Origin of the sequence: Limnohabitans lacus (genome assembly GCF_030053395.1) — a bacterium.
GTDB lineage: Bacteria > Pseudomonadota > Gammaproteobacteria > Burkholderiales > Burkholderiaceae_C > Limnohabitans_A > Limnohabitans_A lacus.
The window spans coordinates 343,287-365,031 of the sequence record NZ_JASGBH010000003.1; the positions used below are offsets into that span (position 1 = coordinate 343,287).

A 21,745-nucleotide genomic window follows, 5' to 3' on the forward strand; every position below is an offset into this window, starting at 1 on the left:
ATGACTGCTTGAGATGAATCCTGCGCTCCGTTTACAACGCGCTTTGCAAGCGTGGGTCCTGCTGGGCTTGTTGAGCTTCGCGCTGCTGCCTTGGTATTTCCTGCAACAAATGTCTTTGGTCGAGGCGCTGCCCGGTATCTGGGCCGGGGCCGAAACGGCCAGTGGCTGGGTCCAGGCGGCGCAGCATGGGCGGCCTTGGTTGTGGTCGGGGTTGGTGGGTTTGTTGCTATGCGGCCTGGCCGTAGCGCGGCCTTGGCCTGCCCGTGCACAAGGCGGGCTGCTGCTGTTGGGCAGCTTGATAGGCCTGTTGGGCTTGCTGGGCAGTGGCTTCGTCATTGGGGCCACGGGCTGGTCCTTCGAGTCGCTGGAAGCCTTGTGGGGTGCTTTGCCCACCGGCCAATACGGCATGGGCTGGGGCGCTGCCGTGGTCTTGCTCAGCTTGGTGGTTTTGCTGGGCGCGGCGCTGGCGCGGCTGGGCGCGTTTCGTGGCGATGTGTTCGTGGCCGCTGCCGTGGTGCTGTGCAGCGCTTTGCTGGCGCTGTTTGTGGTCTACCCGGTGCTGCGCTCTTTGGTGGCCGCTTGGGTGGACGAGATCGGAGCCTATGCCATGGTGCACCTGCTGGACCGCGTGGCCACCGAGCGCATATGGGGTCTGGGCTGTGTGCAGGGGGCAGGGCGCTGCGGCGTGGCCTGGAACACCTTGTGGTTGGCCTTCATCACCGCCACTGGCACCACCATCATGGGCACTTTTCTGGCCCTGTGGGCTGAGCGGGGCGGCACGCGCTTGGCCAAGCCGCTCAACATTTTGGCCATGCTGCCCATCATCACGCCGCCCTTTGTGGTGGGCTTGGGTTTGATTCTTTTGTTTGGCCGTGCGGGTCTGTTCAACCAGGGTTTGGAGTGGGCCTTGGGCATCGAGCCCGGGCGCTGGTTTTATGGCGTGTTTGGCATCTGGCTGGCGCAGATGTTCGCCTTCACGCCGATAGCCTTCTTGATCATGCGCGGTGTGGTGCAGGGTGTGAGCCCCAGCATGGAAGAGGCCGCGCAAACCCTGCGGGCCAGCCGCATGAAGACCTTCTGGACGGTGACGCTGCCCTTGCTCAAACCCGGCTTGGCCAACGCGTTTTTGGTGGGCTTCATCGAAAGCATGGCCGACTTTGGCAACCCCATCATCGTGGGCGGGCAGTACGCGGTGCTGTCCACCGAGATCTTCTTTGCCATCGTGGGCGCGGCGATGGACCCCGGCATGGCGGCCGCGCTGGCGCTGGTGCTGACGGGCTTTGCGCTGGCGGTGTTTTTGGTGCAGCGCCGGGTGCTCTCGGGCAGCAGTTTCACCACCGTTTCGGGCAAGGGCGATGCGGGTGTGGCCATGGCTTTGCCGCCAGCGGTGCTGCGCGTGTGCCGTGGCGTGGCGGGGCCGTGGCTCTTGTTCACCGTGGTGGTGTATTTGTTTGCCTTTGCCGGCGGCTTTGTGCAGACCTGGGGGCGCGACTTCACCTTCACACTGGCGCATTTCAAGACGGCCTTCGACGTGCAGATGGGTGACTTTGGCTGGGTGTTTGCGGGCACAGCCTGGAAGTCGCTGTTCACCACGCTCAGCCTCTCGGCCATGGCCGCACCCATTTGTGCGGGCTCGGGCTTGCTCATGGCCTGGCTGCTGGCCCGCACCGAGTTCCGGGGCAAGGCGGCGTTTGAGTTTTCTGCATTGCTCACTTTTGCCATTCCGGGCACGGTGCTGGGCGTGAGCTACATCCTGGCCTTCAACGTGCCGCCGGTGGAACTGACGGGCACTGGTTTGGTCATCGTGTTGTGTTTTGTGTTCCGCAACTTGCCCGTTGGCGTGCGGGCTGGCACGGCGGCCTTCAAGCAGCTGGACCGCTCGCTGGACGAAGCCTCGCAAATGCTGCGGGCCAGCACGCTCACCACGTTGCGCCGGGTGGTGCTGCCGCTGCTCAAGCCCGCGCTGGTGGCGGCGCTGGTGTACAGCTTTGTGCGCTCCATGACCACGGTGTCGGCGGTGATTTTTTTGGTCACGGCGCAGTATGAGTTGGCCACCACCTACATCATTGGCCGCGTGGGCAATGGCGACTATGGCGTGGCGTTGGCATATTGCACGGTGCTCATGGTGCTCATGTCGGTCATCACCTGGGGCATTCAAAAGCTGGTGGGCCAGCGGCAGCTGGGGCGACGTGCCGCGCTGCAGCAAGAAACAAAGGTTTAACGCGATGGGCATTCAATTCAAACAAGTCACCAAACGCTATGGCGGGGCTGACTCGCCGCTGGTGGTGCAGGGCATCGACTTTGTCGTGCCCAAGGGGAGCCTCGCCACCATCCTCGGGCCGTCGGGCTGCGGCAAAACCACCACCTTGCGCATGATCGCCGGGCTGGAAGCGCCCACAGGCGGGCAGATCGTGATCGACGGCGTGGACGTGACGCACCTGGGCCCGTCCGAGCGCAATGTGAGCATGGTGTTCCAAAGCTACGCGCTCTTCCCCCACATGAATGTGATCGGCAACGTGCGCTATGGCTTGGACGTGAGCGGTGTGCACAAAACCGAAGCCTTGGAGCGGGCCCAAAAAAGCCTGGCTCTGGTGGGGCTGGCGGGCTACGAAGAGCGCTTGCCCAGTGAACTGTCGGGCGGTCAGCAGCAGCGCGTGGCCTTGGCCCGCGCCTTGGTGTTGGAGCCCGCGGTTTTGCTGTTTGACGAACCACTGTCCAACCTGGACGCTCGCCTGCGCCGTTCAATGCGGGACGAAATCCGTCACCTGCAGCAGCGCTTGGGCTTGACGGTGGCCTACGTCACACACGACCAAAGCGAAGCCCTGGCCGTGAGCGACCAGATCATCGTGATGGAGGCCGGACGCATCGCCCAAGCGGGCACGCCGCAAGACCTGTACGAAAGGCCCGCATCGGCTTTTGTGGCCGGCTTCATGGGCGAGGCGGTGCTGTTTGACGGCCAATCGCTGGCCGATGGTTCGGTGCAGGTGGGTCCTCTTCGCTTGTTGCCACGCCATGCGGTGGCCCCAGGCGCGGTGCGTGCAGCGGTGCGGCCCGAAGCTTGGTTGGTTGGGCGCGAACTGCTGGGCAGTGAAACCTTGCAGGGCAGCTTGTCTGCCGAGCTCAAGCAATGGTCTTACCTGGGCAGCTTTGTGGAGCTGAGCTTTGACACCGCGCTGGGCCCGGTGTTTGTGGTCTCGCCCGAGGTTGAGCGCGACTGGCGCATCGGCCAAGTGCTGGCTCTCAGCTTGCCGGGTCGTGGTGTCTCGGTGGTGGCGGTTTGAATGAAAGTGCAGTCATGAGCCAAGACGTGGTGTTCGATCTGGGCGGTGTGGTGTTCCGCTGGCAGCCGCTGGTGCTGCTGCAAGAGTTTTTCCCCGAGCAGGTGCGCAATGAAGCCGAGGCCCGTGAGTGGGCCAGCCAGATTTTTCAGACCTTTCACCCCGACGCCGACTGGGCGCAGTTTGACTTGGGCCGCATCGAGCCCGAGCCGCTGGCGAAGCGCATCGCCAAGCGCACCGGGCTGGCCGAGGCCGATGTGCGCCACTTGATCGCCAGCATCCCCACGCACCTGCTGCCCATGCAAGGCACGGTGGACTTGATCCACGAGCTGAAAGCGCAAGGCCACCGCCTGTATTACCTGTCCAATATGCCTGCAGGCTATGCCGAACATCTGGTGCGGGTGAACCCGTTTTTCAGTCAGTTTGAGGGCGGCATCTTTTCAGCGCATGTGCAGCAGATCAAACCATTGCCCGATATCTTTGCCACCGCGCAAGCGCGTTGGCCATTGCGCGGCCAGCCTGTGTTCATCGACGATGTGCAACACAATATCGACGCCGCCCATGAGCACGGTTGGCAAGCCATCCGCTTTGAATCCCCAGAGCAGGTCAGGTCGGCGTTGGTGGCGCACGGCTATTTGATGGGCTGACTTAACCCTTGACGCAGCGGTGTTTCGTGGTCTGTGAGACATTGCCAGACCGATTGTGCGGTGACCAAAGGAGAGCAAACCATGGAAGACGAACGCTGCTGCGGCACAGGCACTTGCATCATCAACCCCGATGGCTATTGCTGGTGCGGCCAAAGATGGGATGGCGAAAAAATGTGTTTCCCAGACCCGCAGGCACTTTCAAAGCCTTCGTTTCCGGCTGAAGAGCCTGTGAAAGTCAAAAACGACGGCGCGGCTTGAGTGGCTCTCCGACGGCCACTTGTGCCGGGCATGAAATGTCTGAGCCCGCTCCCACCTTATGGAATAAATCAACATGCAAACAGAAGCTTTGAACGTGCTCGGGCAAGCGCTGATGGCCTGCTCTTATGACCCGCTGACCGGTTATTTTCGGGACGGGTGCTGCAACACGCAGGAAGACGACACCGGCTCGCATGTCATCTGCGCACGCATGACGGATGAATTCCTGAAGTATTCCTTGTCGCGCGGCAACGACTTGATGACCCCCCGCCCTGAATACCGGTTCAAGGGCCTGAAGCCGGGCGATCGATGGTGTCTATGCGCTTTGCGCTGGAAAGAGGCCTTTGATGTCGGCCTCGCCCCGCCCGTGGTTTTGGAGTCCACGCACCTGCGTGCCTTGGACTTTGTGACCCTGCAGCAGCTGCAGTCTTGCGCGTTCTCTCAGTGAGTCAGCGCAGCTCTGAACGTCAGACTTGCGATCCCGCCGCCAAAGCCCGAGCCCGGCTGGCCTGAAGTGCCTTTTCGTCGGGCGCTGACAAATCCCAGCCCTGCATGTGGCCCAGGCTGATGTCGGCCAACGCCTCGATCCACTGCGCATGGTTGTTCAGGCAGGGGATGTAGCTGAAGCCTTCGCCGCCGGCGTGTAAAAACGCTTCTTGCGCTTCTTGCTGGATTTCTTCCAACGTTTCCAAGCAGTCGCCGGTGAAGCCCGGGCAGATCACGTCGACTTTTTTGACGCCTTGCTGCGCCAGGGCGATCAGCGTGGGCTCGGTGTAGGGCTCCAGCCACTTGGCTTTGCCAAAGCGCGACTGGAAAGTCAGCTTGTACTGGTCTTTGGACAGGCCCAGCGCCTCGGCCAGCAAGCGGCCGGTTTTCATGCACTCGCAGTGGTATGGGTCGCCCAGGTACAGGGTGCGTTCGGGCACGCCGTGAAAGCTCATCACCAGCTTCTCGGCTTGGCCGTGGGTGGCCCAGTGTTCGCGCACCGTTTGGGCCAGCGCGGCGATGTAGCGCGGGTCGTCGTGGTAGCGGTTGACAAAGCGCATCTCCGGCACCAGCCGGGTTTTCAGGCCCCAGCGGTAGACCGCATCAAACACGCTGGCCGTGGTCGTGCCGCTGTATTGCGGGTAAGCAGGCACGATCAGCACGCGCTGCACACCTTCGGCTTTGAGGGCGTCCAGTTGCTCGGGGATGGACGGCTGGCCGTAGCGCATGGCGTAACGCACCGTCACGCTGTGGCCGCGCTCATGCAGGGCGGTGCCCAATGACTGGGCCTGTTGTTCGGTGAAAACTTTGAGGGGCGAGCCGCCTTCGGTCCAGATGCTGGCGTATTTGGCGGCCGATTTCTTGGGGCGCACGCGCAAGATGATGCCGTGCAGGATCAGCCACCAGATGGGTTTGGGGATCTCGACCACGCGGCTGTCGCCCAAAAATTCGGCCAAGTATTTGCGCAATGCAGGGGCGGTGGGTGCACTGGGTGTGCCCAGGTTGCAATACAGAACAGCCGTTTTGGCGGCCTGACCATGCTGGAAGGAGGGTTCTTTGTTGAATGCCATGTCGGGTATTCTCCCTCACCATGCTTGATATTTCCCGCATCCGCGCCATTACCCTCGATCTGGACGACACCTTGTGGCCCGTCTGGCCCACCATTCACCGCGCTGAACAGGTGTTGACCGACTGGCTGACGCAGCACGCGCCCGCCACAGCGGCGCTGTCTGGCCAAGCCGAGGTCAAAAAAGCCGTGCGCGCCGAGATCAACGCCCGCCACGCCGACCGGGCACACGATTTGTCATTCTTGCGGCTAGAGGCCATCCGCGCGCTGATGCTGCAAGCCGGTGACCCGGGCCACTTGGCCGAGCCCGCGTTTGAGGTCTTTTTTGCCGAACGCCAGCGGGTCGATTTGTTTGACGATGCGCTGCCCGCCTTGACGTTCTGGAGCCAGCGCTACCCGGTGGTGGCGCTGTCGAACGGCAACGCCGATGTGCACCGCGTGGGCATTGGCCAGCACTTTCATGCCAGTGTCAGCGCCAAGTCCATGGGGGTGGCCAAGCCGGATTTGCGGGTCTTTGTGGCCGGTGCCCAGGCCGCAGGCGTGGCCCCGCACGAAGTCTTGCACATCGGAGACGACGCCCACGCCGATTGCGTGGGGGCGCTGGCCGCAGGCATGCAAGTGGCTTGGCTCAACCGCGAAGGCCACGACTGGAGCCACGGAGACACCCGCCCGCACCTGGAGGTGCGAGACTTGCACCAACTGTGTGCTTGCTGGCCTGAATACTTGGCGTAGATCGTTGGCTTCAGCCACGACAAGTGCCTGCGCTGAAACCACCCAAGTGGCAGCTGAAGCTTTCGACCCACTTGAGCACCATTTGTAGGTCGGCGGCTTCAGCACCGACATTCGTTCCGGATGACACAGCGTTGGCGCTGAACCGCCAAGCTACAGGCAACAGCCCACTTCGACCGACCCAACAGGAGACCAACATGACTTTGAAAATTTACGGCATCGGCGCATCCCGTGCACAACGCCCCTTGTGGACGGCTTTGGAGCTGGACGTGCCGTTTGAACTCGTCTCTACGCCCTATGCCGGTGGCGCCACCCGCACGCCGGAGTTTTTGGCGATCAATCCCAACGGCCACATTCCGGCGCTGATCGACGAGCGCCCCGAAGGCGCAGTCACCGTTTGGGAAAGCATGGCTTGCGCGCTCTACATTGCCCGCGTGCACGGCAAGGCTGACGGCCAAACGATTGCGCCTGCCACGCCCCGCGAAGAGGCCGAGGCCTTGCGCTGGAGTTTTTGGACCGTGTCCGAGCTGGAATCTGATGCGCTCACCGTGCTGATGCACCGCATGGCCATGCCCGAAGACCAGCGCAAACCCGAGTTGGCCGACAAAGCGGAAAGCCGATTGAAAGTGCCGTTGGCCGTGCTCGAAGCCCACCTGCAAGCCCAAAACGCCAAAGGCGAGGCTTACCTGGCCGCTAACCGTTTCACCGTCGCCGATGTGTGCGTGGCTTGCGTCGCCAGCTGGGTGCGCCCAGCCGCTGCGCTGCTGGCGCAATACCCAGCGGTGTCGGCTTGGCTCAAACTTTGTTTGGTTCGGCCAGCGCAGGCTCAGGCGCGAGGCTTGAAGTAGGCGCGTGCCTTTGAGCCCCTGTTGGCGATGGACTCAAGTTTCAGGGTCAGAGGGTGCCCACTGAGGTCGCTTCAAAACCGACCCAGCGCCTGCATCTTCCACGCCAGCCACAGCTTGCGCAGCGGCGTGAGCGCAATGCGCTGGTGCAGCACTTGGTAGCCCGAGGCTTCGATTTCACGCAGCAAGGTGCGGTAGATGCTGGCCATCATGAGGCCCGGCTTTTGGGCGCGGCGGTCGGCCGCAGGCAACAGTGCCAGGGCTTCGTCGTACAGGGCGTGTGCACGGTCGGTTTGGAACTTCATCAGCGCAGTGAAGCGGTCTGAATAGTCGCGCTGCATCAGGTCTTGCGCTTTGACGCCAAAGCGTTGCTGCTCGTCCAGCGGCAGGTAGATGCGTCCGCGCAGGGCGTCTTCGCCCACGTCACGGATGATGTTGGTCATCTGAAAGGCCAGGCCCAGCTTGTGCGCGTAAGCCGTGGTCGCCTCGTCGGTCTGGCCAAAAATGCGGGCGGCGACTTCACCCACCACGCCAGCCACCAAATGGCAGTAAGTTGTGAGGCCCGTAAAGTCCAAGTAGCGGGTCTGGTTCAGGTCCATCTGGCAGCCGTCGATCACGGCCATCAGGTGGCGGCTTTCGATGCCAAAGGGCTGGGTGTGCGGCATCAACGCCTGCATGACCGGGTGGCTGGGCTGGCCGGCATAGGCTTGTTGCACTTCTTTTTGCCACCAGCCGAGCTTGGCTGCGGCCACGCTGGAGTCTTTGATTTCATCGACCACGTCGTCCACTTCGCGGCAAAAGGCATAAAACGCGGTGATGGCGGCGCGGCGCTCGGCCGGCAGAAAGAGGAAGGCGTAATAAAAGCTGCTGCCCGAGGCGGCGGCTTTTTGCTGGACGTAGTCTTGCGGGCTCATGGGCTGGGATTGTCTCACTGCGAGAGGTGCTGAAATTCTCGGGCCACGGCATCGGGCGATGCCAGTCGCCACAGCAATCGCCACAGCAAGGTACGCATTTCGTGGCGCGGCATTTTCACGCGTTGGGTCAGCGCTTGTGGGCCGGCTTGGCGCAACAGGGCCACGGTGCGCGCACCGATCAAGGCGGGCAGGGCGCAGGCCAAGCGCAGGCGCCGACTGGTCAGGCACTGGCTGTAGTGCACGCCTTCGCTCAGTTGCTGGTGGGTTTGCTGCAGGTAATCGCTCCACAAGGGGGCCAGTTGCTGCAGCGTGGCCGCGTCACCCGTGCGTGCGGCCGTGATCAGGCGCTCTGGGCTCAGGCCCAAGGGGCTCAGGCGTTCTTCGGGCAGGTAGCAGCGGCCAGCAACCAAGTCGGCCCCGGCGTCGCGCAGGATGTTCAGCCGTTGCAAGCCCATGCCGTAGGCGCGGCCCGCCAGGCGCATGGCGTCTGCGCTTTGGGTGGCAAAGCCGGGCAGGTGGCGCTCGCACAGCTCGGTCCAGAACTCGCCCACGCATCCGGCCACGAGCCAGGTGTAGTCGTCCAGGGCTGCTTCGGTCATCAATGCTGCTGGCCCTTGTCCAAAGCGCTCGACGTCCAGCACCTGCCCGCGTGTGATGTGGCCCAGCACCCAGCGCACGCTGCGCTGGTCAGGCGTGCTCAGGTCTTGCATCAGTTGCAGGCAAGCGGGCAGGGCGTGCATCAGGGCTTGTTCGTGCGGGTCGCTTTGCCGCTGGGCAAAGGTTTTGATTTGGTCTTGCAGCGCGGTGGGCAGCGTTGCCAAGGTATCGAAGCTGGCAGCCAAGCCTTGCAGCAAGTCCAGTCGTTCGGCTGCAGGCATGTGGGTGGTGTCGGCCACGGTGTCGGTCGCGCGTGCCAGCAGGTAGCCCACCGCGATAGGGCCTTGCAAAGCGGCAGGCAGCAGTCGGATCGTCAGGTAAAAAGAGCGCGAAACACCGCGCAAAAGCTGCAGTTGGTCGCGGGTCAAAAGGGCGTTTTTGGGCATGGTCAATCCCTATTGTCGCTTGACACAGATCATCGCTTTGATTAGATTACTAACCAGTCAGTCATTAATTTTTCAGGGACGAAGTCATGCATCACCACTCCACCCACGTCACCAGAGGCCGTTCGGGCTGGCCGATGAGCGCCATCGCCGCTGTTGGTGTCGCTTTGGCTTTGTCGGCTTGTTCCCGTCAAGAAGCTGCCCAAGAGCCGATTCGCGCGGTCAAGTTGTTGACCGTGGGCGGCTCGGCGCTGAACGTGCAAGGCGAATACGCCGCCGAGGTGCGCGCCCGCATCGAATCGCGTTTGGGCTTTCGGGTCGGCGGCAAATTGGTCCAGCGCCAAGCCGAGGTGGGCCAGCGCGTGAATGCCGGTCAGGTGCTGGCGCAAATCGATGCGCAAGATTACCAACTGGGCGCCCAAGCGGCCATGGCCCAAGTGAGCGCGGCACAAACCCAGCGGGACTTGGCCCTGTCCGATTTCAAGCGCTACGAATCGCTCAAGGCGCAAAACTTCATCAGTGGCGCAGAACTGGAGCGTCGCGAAGCCACCCTCAAGGCCGCAGAAGCGACCCTGACCCAAGCCAAAGCGCAGGCCCAGTCCCAGACCAACCAAGCGAATTACACCCAGCTCAATGCGACCACCGCCGGTGTCGTGACGGGCATCGAAGCCGAAATCGGTCAGGTGGTGGCCGCAGGCCAGCCCGTGGTGCGCCTGGCCCACGACGGCCCACGCGATGCGGTGTTTTCGGTGTCTGAACAAGCTGTTTTGGCGATCAAGCCTGGGCAGGCCATGCAGGCCGTGCTCAGCAGCACAGGTCAAGTCTTGCAGGGCCGTGTGCGCGAGGTGGGCGCCAGTGCCGATCCGGTGACTCGGACCTACCTGGTCAAGCTGGCGCTGGACAAAGCCGAACAGCTGCCTTTGGGGGCCACCGTCAACGTGTTGGCGGGCCAGTTGCCAGGCAGTCAGGCCGCGGCCATCCAACTGCCCACCAGCGCTTTGCGCCAGGATGGGAATGCCACGGCAGTGTGGGTGTTTGATCCGGCCAGCATGAGCGTGCGCTCGCAAGCCGTGCAAGTGGGTCCGATCGAAGGGAACCAAGTGGCCATTGTGTCGGGCCTGACGCCTGGCCAGAAGGTGGTGAGTGCGGGTGTGCATGTGCTGACCGCTGGTCAAAAGGTGAGCGAATACGGCGCGGCCGCCCAGCCTGCTGAACAGCCAGCCAAGCGGTGAGCCCCATGCAAGAGACCAATACCCGATTCAACCTCTCGCGCTGGGCGCTGGAGCACCCGGCCCTCACGCGCTACCTGATGGTGGCGCTCATGGTGCTGGGCATGTCGTCTTACTTTCAGCTGGGGCAAGACGAAGACCCGCCTTTCACCTTCCGAGCCATGGTGGTGCGCACCTATTGGCCCGGGGCCACGGCCCAGCAAGTGGCCGAGCAGGTGACCGACAAGCTCGAGCGCACCCTGCAAGAAGTGCCTTACGCCGACAAGATCCGCAGCTACTCCAAGCCTGGCGAATCGCAAATCATTTTGGAGTTGAAGGACTACTCCAAGCCGGGCGAAGTGCCCCAGGTTTGGTACACCGTGCGCAAAAAAATCGGGGATATGCGCGCCACCTTGCCCCTGGGCGTGGTGGGGCCGTTTTTCAACGATGACTTTGGCGATGTCTATGGGGTGATTTACGCCCTGAGCGGCGAAGGGTTCACACCAGCCGAAGTCAAGTTGCAGGCTGACCGTGTGCGCCAAACGCTTTTGCGTGTGCGCGATGTGGCCAAGGTCGAATTGTTTGGCGTGCAAGACGAAAAAGTTTTCGTCGAGATTTCGCAGAAAAAGCTCGCTCAGATGAACCTGGACATGGGCGCTGTGTTGGCCCAGTTGGGTCAACAAAACGCGGTGGAATCCGCCGGCACCATCCAGTCGCCCAGCGATGTGGTGCAGGTGCGCGTAGGCGGGCAGTTCCAGAACCTGGACGATTTGCGCGCCATGCCGATCCGAGGTGCTTCGGGGTCACAACTTCGCTTGTCGGACATTGCCCAGGTCAGCCGTGGCTATGTGGACCCTCCGTCGGTCAAGGTGCGCCACGAGGGGCAAGAAGTCATTGGCTTGGGCGTGAGCATGGCCAAGGGCGGCGACATCATCGCTTTGGGCCACGCCTTGCAAGCGAGCATCAAGGACATTGAAACCAGCTTGCCCGTGGGCTTGACGCTCACGCAGATCCAAGACCAGCCTTCGGCCGTGTCCAAATCTGTCAACGAGTTCATCAAGGTGCTGATCGAGGCGGTGGTGATCGTCTTGGCGGTGAGCTTCTTGGCGCTGGGCTTGCACAAGCGCCCAGGGCACAACCCGTTGTGGCGCCGCTGGACGCTCGACATCCGCCCGGGGCTGGTGGTGGGCATCACCATCCCGCTGGTGTTGGCGGTGACCTTTTTGGCCATGAATTACTTTGGCATTGGCCTGCACAAAATTTCGCTGGGCTCGCTCATCATTGCGCTGGGCCTGCTGGTGGACGACGCGATCATCGCGGTCGAGATGATGGTGCGCAAAATGGAAGAGGGCTACGACAAGTTCCGCTCGGCCACCTTTGCGTACGAACTCACGGCCATGCCCATGCTCACGGGCACCTTGATCACGGCGGCAGGCTTTTTGCCGATTGGCATCGCCAAGTCGGTCACGGGCGAATACACCTTTGCCATCTTTGCGGTCACGGTGATTGCGCTGATCGTCAGCTGGGTGGCTTCGGTTTACTTTGTGCCTTACCTGGGCGCTTGGCTGCTCAAGCCGCCAGCGCATGTGGTGGCGGGTGCGCACCATGACTCGGCCGAAATGTTCGACACGCCGTTTTACAGGCACTTCCGCCAATGGGTGACTTGGTGCGTGACGCACCGCTGGAAGACGATTGGCATCACCATCGCCTTGTTTGCCCTGGGCATCCTGGGCATGGGCAAGGTCCAGCAGCAGTTCTTCCCTGACTCCAGCCGCCCCGAAATTTTGGTGGACCTGTGGTTGCCCGAAGGCTCGCCTTTTGTGGCCAGCGAAGAGGTGGCCAAACGGGTGGAAAAGCGCCTGGCGCAAGAAGAGGGCGTCAGCTCGGTGACCACTTGGGTGGGCTCGGGCGTGCCGCGTTTTTACCTGCCTTTGGACCAGGTTTTTCCGCAAACCAACGTCTCGCAACTGATCGTCTTGCCCAAGGATCTGAAGACGCGTGAAAGCCTGCGCGTGAAGCTGCCGGCCTTGCTGGCGCAGGAGTTTCCCGAGGTGCGTGGCCGGGTCAAGTTGCTGCCCAACGGGCCACCTGTGCCTTATCCGGTGCAGTTCCGCGTGGTCGGGACCGAGCCAGCGGCTTTGCGCCAAAAGGCCGAAGAAGTCAAAGCGGTCATGCGCCGCAACCCCAGCACACGGGGTGTCAATGACAACTGGAACGAGTCGGTCAAAACCGTTCGCCTGGAAGTGGACCAAGCCAAGGCCCGCGCCTTGGGGGTGACCAGCCAGTCCATTGCTCAGGCTTCTCGCACCTTGTTGTCGGGCTCGCCGGTGGGGCAGTACCGCGATGGCGACAAATTGATCGACATCGTCTTGCGTCAGCCGGTTCAAGAGCGCGATGCCTTGTCGGACTTGGGTCTGGCCTACGTGCCCACCGCTTCGGGCAAATCGATTCCGCTGGTGCAAATTGCCAAGCCCGTGCTGGGCTGGGAGCCGGGCGTGATGTGGCGCGAAGGTCGCCAATACGCCATCACGGTGCAATCGGACATCTCTGAGGGCGTGCAAGGGGCCACGGTGACGGCCCAGCTGCAGCCGGAGTTGAAAAAGCTCCAGGCCGAGTGGCTGGCCCAAGGTCAGGCCGATTACCGCATCGAGGTGGCTGGCGCCGTGGAGCAAAGCTCCAAAGGCTCCGCCTCCATTGCGGCGGGTGTGCCCATCATGCTGTTCATCACCTTCACGCTCTTGATGCTGCAGCTGCAAAGCTTCAGCCGTTCGGTGCTGGTGTTTTTGACCGGACCCTTGGGCATGGCGGGTGTGGCGGCGGCTTTGCTGGCGCTGAACCGGCCGTTTGGCTTTGTGGCACTGCTGGGCGTGATCGCGCTCATGGGCATGATCCAGCGCAACTCGGTCATCTTGATCGACCAAATCGAGCAGGACCGCGCTGCGGGGGTGGAGCCCTGGATGGCGATTGTGGAGTCTGCCGTGCGCCGCTTGCGTCCCATCGTGTTGACGGCCGCCGCAGCGGTGCTGGCCATGATCCCGCTGTCGCGCAGCGTGTTTTGGGGCCCGATGGCGGTGGCCATCATGGGCGGCTTGATCGTGGCCACGGCGCTGACTTTGCTGGCGCTGCCGGCCATGTACGCCGCCTGGTTCCGTGTGCCGCGACCTGCGGATCGCTTGGCCAGCGTTTGAAACCCCACCCCAAGCGGGGAAAACCAGCACCGACCGGCCCCGAAAACGGGGTTGGGAACGGCTAAAATAGAAAGTTGACCGATTTCAAACGGGCGGTCAGGTCTGCGGGTGGCATCCATCCCGACCTGTTCGCCCTTTTTGTTTGGATCCGCGCGGGTGGCGAAATTGGTAGACGCACCAGGTTTAGGTCCTGACGGTGGCAACACTGTGCGGGTTCGAGTCCCGCCCCGCGCACCAACCGACTTTGGGTCACTGGGGCAACCCTGTGGCATGAGAGAAATTCATTTAACCGAGAACGACGATGACAGTGACTGTTGAAACCCTTGAAAAGCTGGAACGCAAGATCACCCTGACTGTGCCTGTGACGGCCATCCAGTCCGAGGTCGATGCACGCCTGAAGAAAATGGCCCGCACGGTCAAGATGGACGGTTTCCGTCCCGGCAAAGTGCCCATGAACGTTGTGGCCCAGCGCTACGGTTACTCGGTGCAGTACGAAGTGCTCAACGACAAAGTCGGTGAGGCTTTTGCTGTGGCCGCCAACGAAGCCCAAGTGCGTGTCGCTGGCCAGCCCCGCATCTCTGAAAAAGAAGGCGCGCCTGAAGGCGAGCTGAATTTCGAAGCCATTTTCGAGGTGTACCCCGAAGTCAAGCTCGGCAACCTGGCCGACACCGAAGTTGAAAAACTGACGGCGGAAGTCTCTGACGCGGCCATCGACAAGACGGTGGACATCTTGCGCAAGCAGCGCCGCACCTTCGCTCAGCGCGCACAAGCTGACGCTGCGCAAGACGGCGACCGCGCCACCATCGACTTCGAAGGCAAGATCGACGGTGAAGTGTTCTCCGGCGGCAAAGCCGAAGACTTCCAGTTCATCTTGGGCGATGGCCAGATGCTTAAAGAATTCGAAGACGCTGTGCGCGGCATGAAGTCCGGCGAAAGCAAGACTTTCCCCTTGGCTTTCCCCGCTGACTACCACGGTCAAGACGTCGCTGGCAAAACCGCCGACTTCCTGGTCACCGTCAAGAAACTCGAAGCCGCCAACCTGCCCGAAGTCAACGAAGCCTTGGCCAAGTCCTTGGGCATCGCCGATGGCACCGTTGAAGGCCTGCGCGCTGACATCCGCAAAAACCTCGAGCGCGAAGTGAAATTCCGCCTGCTGGCCCGCAACAAGCAAGCCGCCATGGACGCTTTGGTGGCCAAGGCCGAACTGGATCTGCCCCAGTCCATCGTTCAGTCCGAAATCGAGCGCTTGAAAGAAGGCGCCCGCGCCGATTTGAAGCAGCGCGGTGTCAAGGACGCTGACAAGGCCCCTATCCCTGACGACATCTTCCGTCCTCAAGCCGAGCAGCGCGTGCGCTTGGGCCTGGTGGTGGCCGAAGTCGTGCGTGGCAACACCTTGCATGCCAAGCCTGAGCAGATCAAAGCCCACATCGAAGAGCTGGCCGCCAGCTACGAGCGTCCTGAAGACGTGGTGCGTTGGTACAACAGTGACAACCAGCGTTTGGCTGAAGTCGAAGCCGTGGTCATCGAGAGCAATGTGTCCGATTTCGTCTTGGCACAAGCCAAGGTCAGCGAAAAGGCCATCTCTTTCGAAGAGCTGATGGGCCAACAAGGCTGATCGGTCTTTGAACCACTGAAGAATGGGGCTTGTGCCGGGCTTGCAGTCAGGCAGACAAGCCCCATCTCATTGGTGGGTTTGAAACTCGGGTTAAAGTCACCTTAGAAATTCTTGGAGAAAAGATGAGCGCACTGGACATCACAAATTTGGGCATGGTGCCCATGGTCGTCGAGCAATCGGGCCGTGGCGAGCGCGCCTATGACATCTATTCGCGTCTGCTCAAGGAGCGCGTGATCTTTTTGGTGGGTGAGGTCAACGACCACATGGCCAACCTGATCGTGGCCCAGTTGCTGTTCTTGGAGAGCGAAAACCCTGAAAAGGACATCTCGCTGTACATCAACTCGCCTGGCGGTTCGGTCAGCGCCGGCATGGCGATTTACGACACCATGAACTTCATCAAGCCCGATGTGTCCACGCTGTGCAACGGCATGGCCGCGAGCATGGGCGCGTTCTTGTTGTCTTCGGGCGCCAAGGGCAAACGTTTTTCGCTGCCCAACTCCAAGATCATGATCCACCAGCCCTTGGGCGGTGCCCGTGGTCAGGCCACCGAGATCGAAATCGCGGCACGCGAAATCGTCAAAACCCGTGCTCATCTGAACCGGATCTTGGCCGAAAACACCGGCCAGCCGCTGTCGAAGATCGAGTTGGACACCGAGCGCGACTATTACCTGTCTGCCGATGAGGCCAAAGACTATGGTTTGGTCGATCAGGTGATCTCCAAGCGCTCCTGATGGCAGCCGGTTTGACCGGCGCACAATCTGACGGCGTTTACCTTGCGAGGTGAGCGCCGTTTTTCTTTCGTTATCATTGACGAATATCCGGATTCCGAGGCAACTTTTATGGCCGATAAAAAAGGCTCAAGCACTGAAAAAAACCTGTACTGCTCCTTTTGCGGCAAGAGCCAGCACGAGGTCAAAAAGCTGATCGCAGGTCCGTCGGTTTTCATCTGCGACGAATGCATTGATTTGTGCAACGACATCGTGCGCGATGAACTGGCCACCACCACCGTGGCCGATGCCGCCAAAGACGGTTTGCCCACCCCTCTGGACTTGAAAACCAACCTCGACAACTACGTGATTGGTCAAGACAAAGCCAAGCGCAGTTTGGCCGTGGCGGTGTACAACCACTACAAACGCCTCAAGCACAAAGACGGCGCCAAGAAAGACGATGTCGAGCTGGCCAAGAGCAATATCTTGCTGATCGGCCCCACGGGTTCGGGCAAAACGCTGCTGGCCCAGACCATGGCCCGCATGTTGGATGTGCCGTTTGTGATGGCCGATGCCACCACCTTGACCGAAGCTGGATACGTGGGCGAAGACGTCGAGAACATCGTCGCCAAGTTGTTGCAGACTTGCAATTACGACGTTGAGCGTGCCCAGCGTGGCATTGTCTACATCGACGAGATCGACAAGATCACCCGCAAGTCGGACAACCCCTCCATCACGCGCGACGTGTCGGGTGAGGGTGTTCAGCAAGCCTTGCTCAAGTTGGTCGAAGGCACCATGGCCAGCGTCCCCCCACAAGGCGGCCGCAAGCACCCCAACCAAGACTTTTTGCAAATCGACACGACCAACATCTTATTCATTTGCGGTGGCGCGTTCGCCGGTCTGGAAAAGGTCATCGAAAGCCGCACCGAATCGGGCGGCATTGGGTTTGGCGCCACTGTCAAAAGCAAGAAGCAGCGTTCTTTGACCGAAGTGTTCACTGAAGTCGAGCCCGAGGATTTGATCAAGTTCGGCCTGATTCCTGAGTTGGTCGGTCGTCTGCCCGTGGTGGCCACGCTGGCCGAGTTGACCGAAGACGCTTTGGTGCAGATCCTGACTGAGCCCAAGAATGCGGTCGTCAAGCAGTTCACCAAATTGCTGGCCATGGAAGGCGTTGAGCTGGAAGTGCGCCCCAATGCCCTGACCGCCATCGCCCGCAAGGCGCTGGCCCGCAAAACGGGCGCCCGTGGCCTGCGCTCCATCATGGAGCAAGCACTGATCGACACCATGTTTGAGTTGCCCAATGCGGTCAACGTCGAAAAGGTCGTGGTGGACGAGTCCGCCATCGACGACAACAAGCCACCACTTTTGGTTTACCGCGAGTCGGCCAAACAGGCCTGAACCCCATGTGTGACCCGGCGATCAATACCCCTGCCACGCCACGGGTTGAAATCGCTGGAACAGCATCCATGTGCAGCTAATTGAACCGAGGGACACCATGTCTGGACACACACCTTTGCCGCCCACCCCGATCGAACTGCCCATGTTGCCTTTGCGCGATGTGGTCGTGTTTCCTCACATGGTGATTCCTCTGTTTGTGGGGCGACCCAAGAGCATCAAGGCCTTGGAATCGGCCATGGCTGCCGAGCGCCGCATCATGCTGGTGGCCCAAAAGACCGCCGCCAAGGACGAACCGGCCATCGACGACATGTTCGATGTCGGTTGCGTCTCGACCATTTTGCAAATGCTCAAGTTGCCCGACGGCACCGTCAAGGTGCTGGTTGAAGGCCAGCAACGGGCCATGGTCAAATCCATCGTGGACGGCGAGGCCCATTTTGTGGCCACGGTCACGCCCGTGGAGCCTGCTGCCGAGCAGTCCGAGCCCAGCAGCGAGATCGAAGCCCTGCGCCGCGCCGTGATGCAGCAGTTTGATCAGTACGTCAAACTCAACAAGAAAATCCCGCCCGAGATCCTGACTTCGATCTCCAGCATTGACGATGCAGGCCGCTTGGCCGACACCATCGCCGCACACCTGCCGCTCAAGCTTGAAAACAAGCAGCAAGTGCTGGATTTGGCCAGCATCAAAGCCCGCTTGGAAAACCTGTTTGCACAGCTTGAACACGAGGTGGACATCCTCAACGTGGACAAGCGCATCCGTGGCCGCGTTAAGCGCCAAATGGAGAAGAACCAGCGCGACTTCTACCTGAACGAACAGGTCAAAGCCATTCAGAAAGAACTGGGCGAAGGCGAAGAGGGTGCGGACATCGAAGAGATCGAGAAAAAGATCAAGACCGCCAAGATGTCGGCCGAGGCCCGCAAAAAGGCCGAGGGCGAACTCAAAAAGCTCAAGCTGATGTCGCCCATGTCGGCCGAAGCCTCGGTGGTGCGCAACTACTTGGAGGTTCTGACGGGCTTGCCATGGAGCAAAAAGACCAAGCTCAAGCACGATCTGGGCAATGCCGAAGACGTCTTGAATCAGGACCACTACGGTCTGGACAAAGTCAAAGACCGCATCCTGGAATACCTTGCTGTGCAGCAACGCGTGGACAAGGTCAAAGCCCCCATCTTGTGCTTGGTGGGGCCTCCCGGCGTGGGCAAGACCTCGCTGGGCCAGTCGATCGCCAAAGCCACGGGTCGCAAGTACGTGCGCATGGCCTTGGGCGGTATGCGTGACGAGGCCGAAATTCGCGGCCATCGCCGCACCTACATCGGCGCTTTGCCAGGCAAGGTGCTGCAAAACCTGAACAAGGTCGGAACCAAGAATCCCTTGTTCTTGTTGGACGAGATCGACAAGTTGGGCACCGATTTCCGGGGTGACCCATCGAGTGCTTTGCTGGAAGTGCTCGACCCCGAGCAAAACCACACGTTTGGCGACCATTACGTCGAGGTCGACTTTGACCTGAGCGACGTGATGTTCGTGGCGACCTCCAACTCGATGAACATCCCATCGGCTTTGCTGGACCGCATGGAAGTCATTCGCCTGTCGGGTTATACCGAAGACGAAAAGACCAACATCGCCATGAAGTACCTGTTGCCCAAGCAATTGGAGAACAACGGCGTCAAGCCCGCAGAGTTGAATGTGACCGAAGATGCTGTTCGCGATGTGGTGCGTTACTACACCCGCGAAGCCGGTGTGCGTTCGCTCGAGCGAGAGCTGGGCAAGATCTGCCGCAAGGTGGTCAAGGCCTTGTTGCTCAAGCAGATGAAGCCACAGGTTCAAGTCACGGTGGACAACCTCAATGAATTCTTGGGGGTGCGCAAGTACAGCTACGGCCGCGCTGAGCAAAAGAACCAGGTCGGCCAAGTGGTCGGTTTGGCTTGGACCGAGGTGGGCGGCGATCTGCTGACCATCGAAGCGGCCTTGATGCCCGGCAAAGGTGTCATCACCCGCACGGGTTCTTTGGGTGATGTGATGAAAGAGTCGGTGGAAGCGGCTCGCACCGTGGTGCGCAGCCGTTCACGACTGCTTGGCATCAAGGACGAAGTCTTTGAAAAGAAAGACCTGCACATCCACGTGCCCGATGGCGCCACGCCCAAAGACGGCCCGAGCGCCGGTGCGGCCATGACCACGGCCATGGTCTCTGCCATGACGGGCATTCCCGTTCGCGCCGATGTGGCCATGACCGGCGAGATCACCCTGCGTGGGGAAGTCACCGCCATTGGCGGTCTCAAGGAAAAGCTGCTGGCCGCTTTGCGGGGTGGCATCAAGACCGTGTTGATCCCCGAAGACAACGTCAAAGACTTGCAAGACATTCCTGAGAACGTCAAGAATGGTCTGGAGATCGTGCCCGTCAAGTGGATCGACCAGGTGCTGGACGTGGCCCTGGAAGCCAAGCCCGTGCCCTTGAGCGAGGAAGAGGTTGCAGCGGTCACGGCTGTTGCTGCCAGCCCCAAAGCCGAAGCCGTGAAACATTGATGCAAAATTTCCTGCCTCTGTCCAAAAGGGGTGGGAAATGGCGCTATAATTCTATTATTGCAGCGAACAAAGCATACAATGCTGAATTCACTGTTACGCGGGAATAGCTCAGTTGGTAGAGCGCAACCTTGCCAAGGTTGAGGTCGCGAGTTCGAGCCTCGTTTCCCGCTCCAAACATTGAAAGAAGTGCCAACATCTTTCAGCCAAAAAGGGAAGCAAATGCTTCCCTTTTTTGTCGGTTTTTTTCAGGCGTTTGCTCTCTTGAAATCTGGCGCGGTAGCAAAGCGGTTATGCACCGGATTGCAAATCCGTGTAGGTCGGTTCGACTCCGGCCCGCGCCTCCAGAAAAATTCAAATTAAGGCTTTCATGTCTCCAAAAGACAAGACAAGCGATGTATAATTTGAGTCTTGCAAATGCGGGAATAGCTCAGTTGGTAGAGCGCAACCTTGCCAAGGTTGAGGTCGCGAGTTCGAGCCTCGTTTCCCGCTCCAAACATTGAAAGAAGTACCAACGTCTTTCAGCAAAAAGGGAAGCCCAAAGCTTCCCTTTTTTGTAAAATTTCTCGAGATTTGGCGCGATAGCAAATCGGTTATGCAACGGATTGCAAATCCGTCTAGCCCAGTTCGACTCTGGGTCGCGCCTCCAAAAACAAAGCCGCTACAGCGCAAGCTGTGGCGGCTTCTATATTGGGCTGAATCAATTGGCCCGAGCAACCCACACCGTGGCACCTTCCGCGCCGTAGAGCTCAGCGTGGGGCACATCCCGTGCCAGCCTGAAGAAGTCTCCGGCTTTGAGGTGTTTGACCTGATCGCCCACCGTCAACCAATACTCGCCTCGGGCCACGTAGGCGCTGACGTCAAAGGGGTGGGTGTGGGTGGCCAGTTCCAGTTGCGGCGCCCATTCTCGGACAATGATTTCGTCAAAGCCTTCGTCCAAGGATTGGTCTGTGAAGCTCTCAAATGTGGGTGTGCTCATGGGGTGCCCTCTGCTGGGTGGGTGAATGAGGCCCATCGTGGTGCATACAGGGTCGGTTTGTCCAGCCAGCGGGTGACACCCAAAGATATTAGGGCAGGGCGATTGTGCTGATTGCTTGTCAGTCCCGAAAATCAGCACATTCTTGTGGCTTAATAACGCTTTGCATTATTTTCCTGGAGCCAGAGATGGGCAACAAAATCGTTACCGAAGCAGATCGTAAATTCACACCTCCACTGCCAGCATTGCCCGGCGTGACATTGCGCACCCACGGCCGCGGCCAGCGCGTGAGCTTGGAGCGTGGCGTTGCCACCCGCAGCAAGAAGAACCCTGGCAAGCGCTCCAAAAAAGGCGGTTGATTCTTTCGGATTCGACTTCGTTGTCGATCTGAATGCCAAGCCACTGAAATTCAGTGGCTTTTTTGTTGGTGCTTGAGGCCCTGTTGGCCATGGATGTTCACAAGGAGACAAAGATGATCACTTCTTATGCGGCGATTTTGGTAGCAGGCTTGATGCCCGTGATTTGTGCGGGCATCGCCAAAGCTGGCGCCAAAGGCTATGACAACCACAACCCCCGCGAATGGATGACGCAGCAAACGGGCTACCGCGCACGCGCCAACGCGACGCAAGCCAACTGCTTGGAGGCCTTCCCGTTTTTTGCCGTGGGCGTGGTGCTGGCCTTGTTGACCGGCGTCGAGCCCATGGTGGTGGATTTGCTGTGTTTGCTCTTCACCGCTGCGCGCGTGGCTTACGTGGCTTGTTACCTGAAAGACAAAGCCAAGTTCCGCTCTTTGTTCTGGCTGGTGGGCTACATCGCTGTCGTGTCTTTTTACGTCTTGGCGATGCTCAATTTACAGATGGGCTGAACCCGGAAAAGTCGCT

19 protein-coding genes and 5 tRNA genes are annotated in these 21,745 nt (G+C 60.4%); 20 read left to right on the forward strand and 4 right to left on the reverse strand.

Going from position 1 to position 21,745, the window contains the following annotated elements:
• Positions 1–13: 13 nt before the first annotated feature.
• The 5 genes from QLQ16_RS06235 to QLQ16_RS06255 all read left to right on the forward strand — a co-directional run bounded on the left by QLQ16_RS06235 (position 14) and on the right by QLQ16_RS06255 (position 4,628).
• Positions 14–2,221 carry an ABC transporter permease gene (locus QLQ16_RS06235; protein WP_283223824.1) on the forward strand — a complete coding sequence of 736 codons (2,208 nt, stop codon included), beginning with the start codon at positions 14–16 and terminating at the stop codon, positions 2,219–2,221.
• A 4-nt stretch (positions 2,222–2,225) separates the two neighbouring features.
• A complete protein-coding gene (locus tag QLQ16_RS06240; protein ID WP_283223825.1) occupies positions 2,226–3,281 on the forward strand; it encodes an ABC transporter ATP-binding protein in 1,056 nt (351 codons plus the stop codon).
• 14 nt (positions 3,282–3,295) lie between these two features.
• Entirely contained in the window at positions 3,296–3,925 is a 630-nt protein-coding gene (locus QLQ16_RS06245) for an HAD family hydrolase (protein ID WP_283223826.1), read from the forward strand.
• An 81-nt stretch (positions 3,926–4,006) separates the two neighbouring features.
• Complete coding sequence (locus QLQ16_RS06250; RefSeq protein WP_283223827.1) at positions 4,007–4,183, forward strand: hypothetical protein; 177 nt, start codon at positions 4,007–4,009, stop codon at positions 4,181–4,183.
• Between the two features lie 73 nt (positions 4,184–4,256).
• Positions 4,257–4,628 carry a DUF2237 family protein gene (locus tag QLQ16_RS06255; RefSeq protein WP_283223828.1) on the forward strand — a complete coding sequence of 124 codons (372 nt, stop codon included), beginning with the start codon at positions 4,257–4,259 and terminating at the stop codon, positions 4,626–4,628.
• Between the two features lie 19 nt (positions 4,629–4,647).
• On the opposite strand, the gene hemH is transcribed toward QLQ16_RS06255, so the two are convergent.
• Positions 4,648–5,736: a ferrochelatase gene (hemH, locus tag QLQ16_RS06260; RefSeq protein WP_283223829.1), complete on the reverse strand. Its 1,089-nt coding sequence runs from the start codon at positions 5,734–5,736 to the stop codon at positions 4,648–4,650.
• 20 nt (positions 5,737–5,756) lie between these two features.
• Between hemH and QLQ16_RS06265 the strand changes: the two genes are divergently transcribed.
• Entirely contained in the window at positions 5,757–6,464 is a 708-nt protein-coding gene (locus QLQ16_RS06265) for an HAD family hydrolase (RefSeq protein WP_283223830.1), read from the forward strand.
• 194 nt (positions 6,465–6,658) lie between these two features.
• Positions 6,659–7,309, forward strand: coding sequence for a glutathione S-transferase family protein (locus tag QLQ16_RS06270; RefSeq protein WP_283223831.1), 651 nt, complete (start codon positions 6,659–6,661; stop codon positions 7,307–7,309).
• 71 nt (positions 7,310–7,380) lie between these two features.
• Here QLQ16_RS06270 and hpnD read toward each other — a convergent pair whose 3' ends face one another.
• Both hpnD and QLQ16_RS06280 read right to left on the reverse strand, forming a co-directional pair.
• A complete protein-coding gene (gene hpnD / locus QLQ16_RS06275; RefSeq protein WP_283223832.1) occupies positions 7,381–8,220 on the reverse strand; it encodes a presqualene diphosphate synthase HpnD in 840 nt (279 codons plus the stop codon).
• A gap of 14 nt (positions 8,221–8,234) precedes the next feature.
• Positions 8,235–9,263 carry a squalene/phytoene synthase family protein gene (locus QLQ16_RS06280; protein WP_283223833.1) on the reverse strand — a complete coding sequence of 343 codons (1,029 nt, stop codon included), beginning with the start codon at positions 9,261–9,263 and terminating at the stop codon, positions 8,235–8,237.
• 86 nt (positions 9,264–9,349) lie between these two features.
• Here QLQ16_RS06280 and QLQ16_RS06285 point away from each other — a divergent pair, with 86 nt between their 5' ends.
• The 11 genes from QLQ16_RS06285 (at position 9,350) to QLQ16_RS06335 (ending at position 20,537) form a co-directional block, all read left to right on the forward strand.
• Complete coding sequence (locus tag QLQ16_RS06285; RefSeq protein ID WP_431310384.1) at positions 9,350–10,492, forward strand: efflux RND transporter periplasmic adaptor subunit; 1,143 nt, start codon at positions 9,350–9,352, stop codon at positions 10,490–10,492.
• Positions 10,493–10,497: 5 nt separating this feature from the next.
• Positions 10,498–13,656, forward strand: a complete 3,159-nt coding sequence (locus tag QLQ16_RS06290; protein WP_283223834.1) for an efflux RND transporter permease subunit — start codon at positions 10,498–10,500, stop codon at positions 13,654–13,656.
• 150 nt (positions 13,657–13,806) lie between these two features.
• Positions 13,807–13,893: transfer RNA gene (locus tag QLQ16_RS06295), tRNA-Leu, on the forward strand.
• A 64-nt stretch (positions 13,894–13,957) separates the two neighbouring features.
• Positions 13,958–15,271 (forward strand): trigger factor, encoded by a 1,314-nt coding sequence (gene tig, locus QLQ16_RS06300; RefSeq protein ID WP_283223835.1) that lies wholly within the window; start codon positions 13,958–13,960, stop codon positions 15,269–15,271.
• A 122-nt stretch (positions 15,272–15,393) separates the two neighbouring features.
• Complete coding sequence (gene clpP, locus QLQ16_RS06305) at positions 15,394–16,002, forward strand: ATP-dependent Clp endopeptidase proteolytic subunit ClpP (RefSeq protein WP_108322854.1); 609 nt, start codon at positions 15,394–15,396, stop codon at positions 16,000–16,002.
• Between the two features lie 108 nt (positions 16,003–16,110).
• The gene (gene clpX, locus QLQ16_RS06310; protein ID WP_283223836.1) at positions 16,111–17,376 is read left to right on the forward strand and encodes an ATP-dependent Clp protease ATP-binding subunit ClpX; all 1,266 of its coding nucleotides are present in this window, start codon (positions 16,111–16,113) and stop codon (positions 17,374–17,376) included.
• A gap of 97 nt (positions 17,377–17,473) precedes the next feature.
• Positions 17,474–19,891, forward strand: a complete 2,418-nt coding sequence (gene lon, locus QLQ16_RS06315; protein ID WP_283223837.1) for an endopeptidase La — start codon at positions 17,474–17,476, stop codon at positions 19,889–19,891.
• A gap of 97 nt (positions 19,892–19,988) precedes the next feature.
• Positions 19,989–20,064 (forward strand) — tRNA-Gly (locus QLQ16_RS06320).
• Between the two features lie 97 nt (positions 20,065–20,161).
• A tRNA-Cys gene (locus tag QLQ16_RS06325) sits at positions 20,162–20,235 on the forward strand.
• A 72-nt stretch (positions 20,236–20,307) separates the two neighbouring features.
• Positions 20,308–20,383 (forward strand) — tRNA-Gly (locus tag QLQ16_RS06330).
• Positions 20,384–20,463: 80 nt separating this feature from the next.
• Positions 20,464–20,537 (forward strand) — tRNA-Cys (locus QLQ16_RS06335).
• A 51-nt stretch (positions 20,538–20,588) separates the two neighbouring features.
• On the opposite strand, the gene QLQ16_RS06340 is transcribed toward QLQ16_RS06335, so the two are convergent.
• Entirely contained in the window at positions 20,589–20,867 is a 279-nt protein-coding gene (locus tag QLQ16_RS06340; protein WP_283223838.1) for a cupin domain-containing protein, read from the reverse strand.
• A 185-nt stretch (positions 20,868–21,052) separates the two neighbouring features.
• On the opposite strand from QLQ16_RS06340, the gene QLQ16_RS06345 reads away from it, so the two are divergent.
• On the forward strand, positions 21,053–21,223 hold the full coding sequence (locus tag QLQ16_RS06345; RefSeq protein ID WP_199222242.1) for a hypothetical protein: 171 nt from the start codon (positions 21,053–21,055) through the stop codon (positions 21,221–21,223).
• Positions 21,224–21,336: 113 nt separating this feature from the next.
• Positions 21,337–21,729, forward strand: a complete 393-nt coding sequence (locus tag QLQ16_RS06350; RefSeq protein ID WP_283223839.1) for an MAPEG family protein — start codon at positions 21,337–21,339, stop codon at positions 21,727–21,729.
• Positions 21,730–21,745 lie beyond the last annotated feature (16 nt).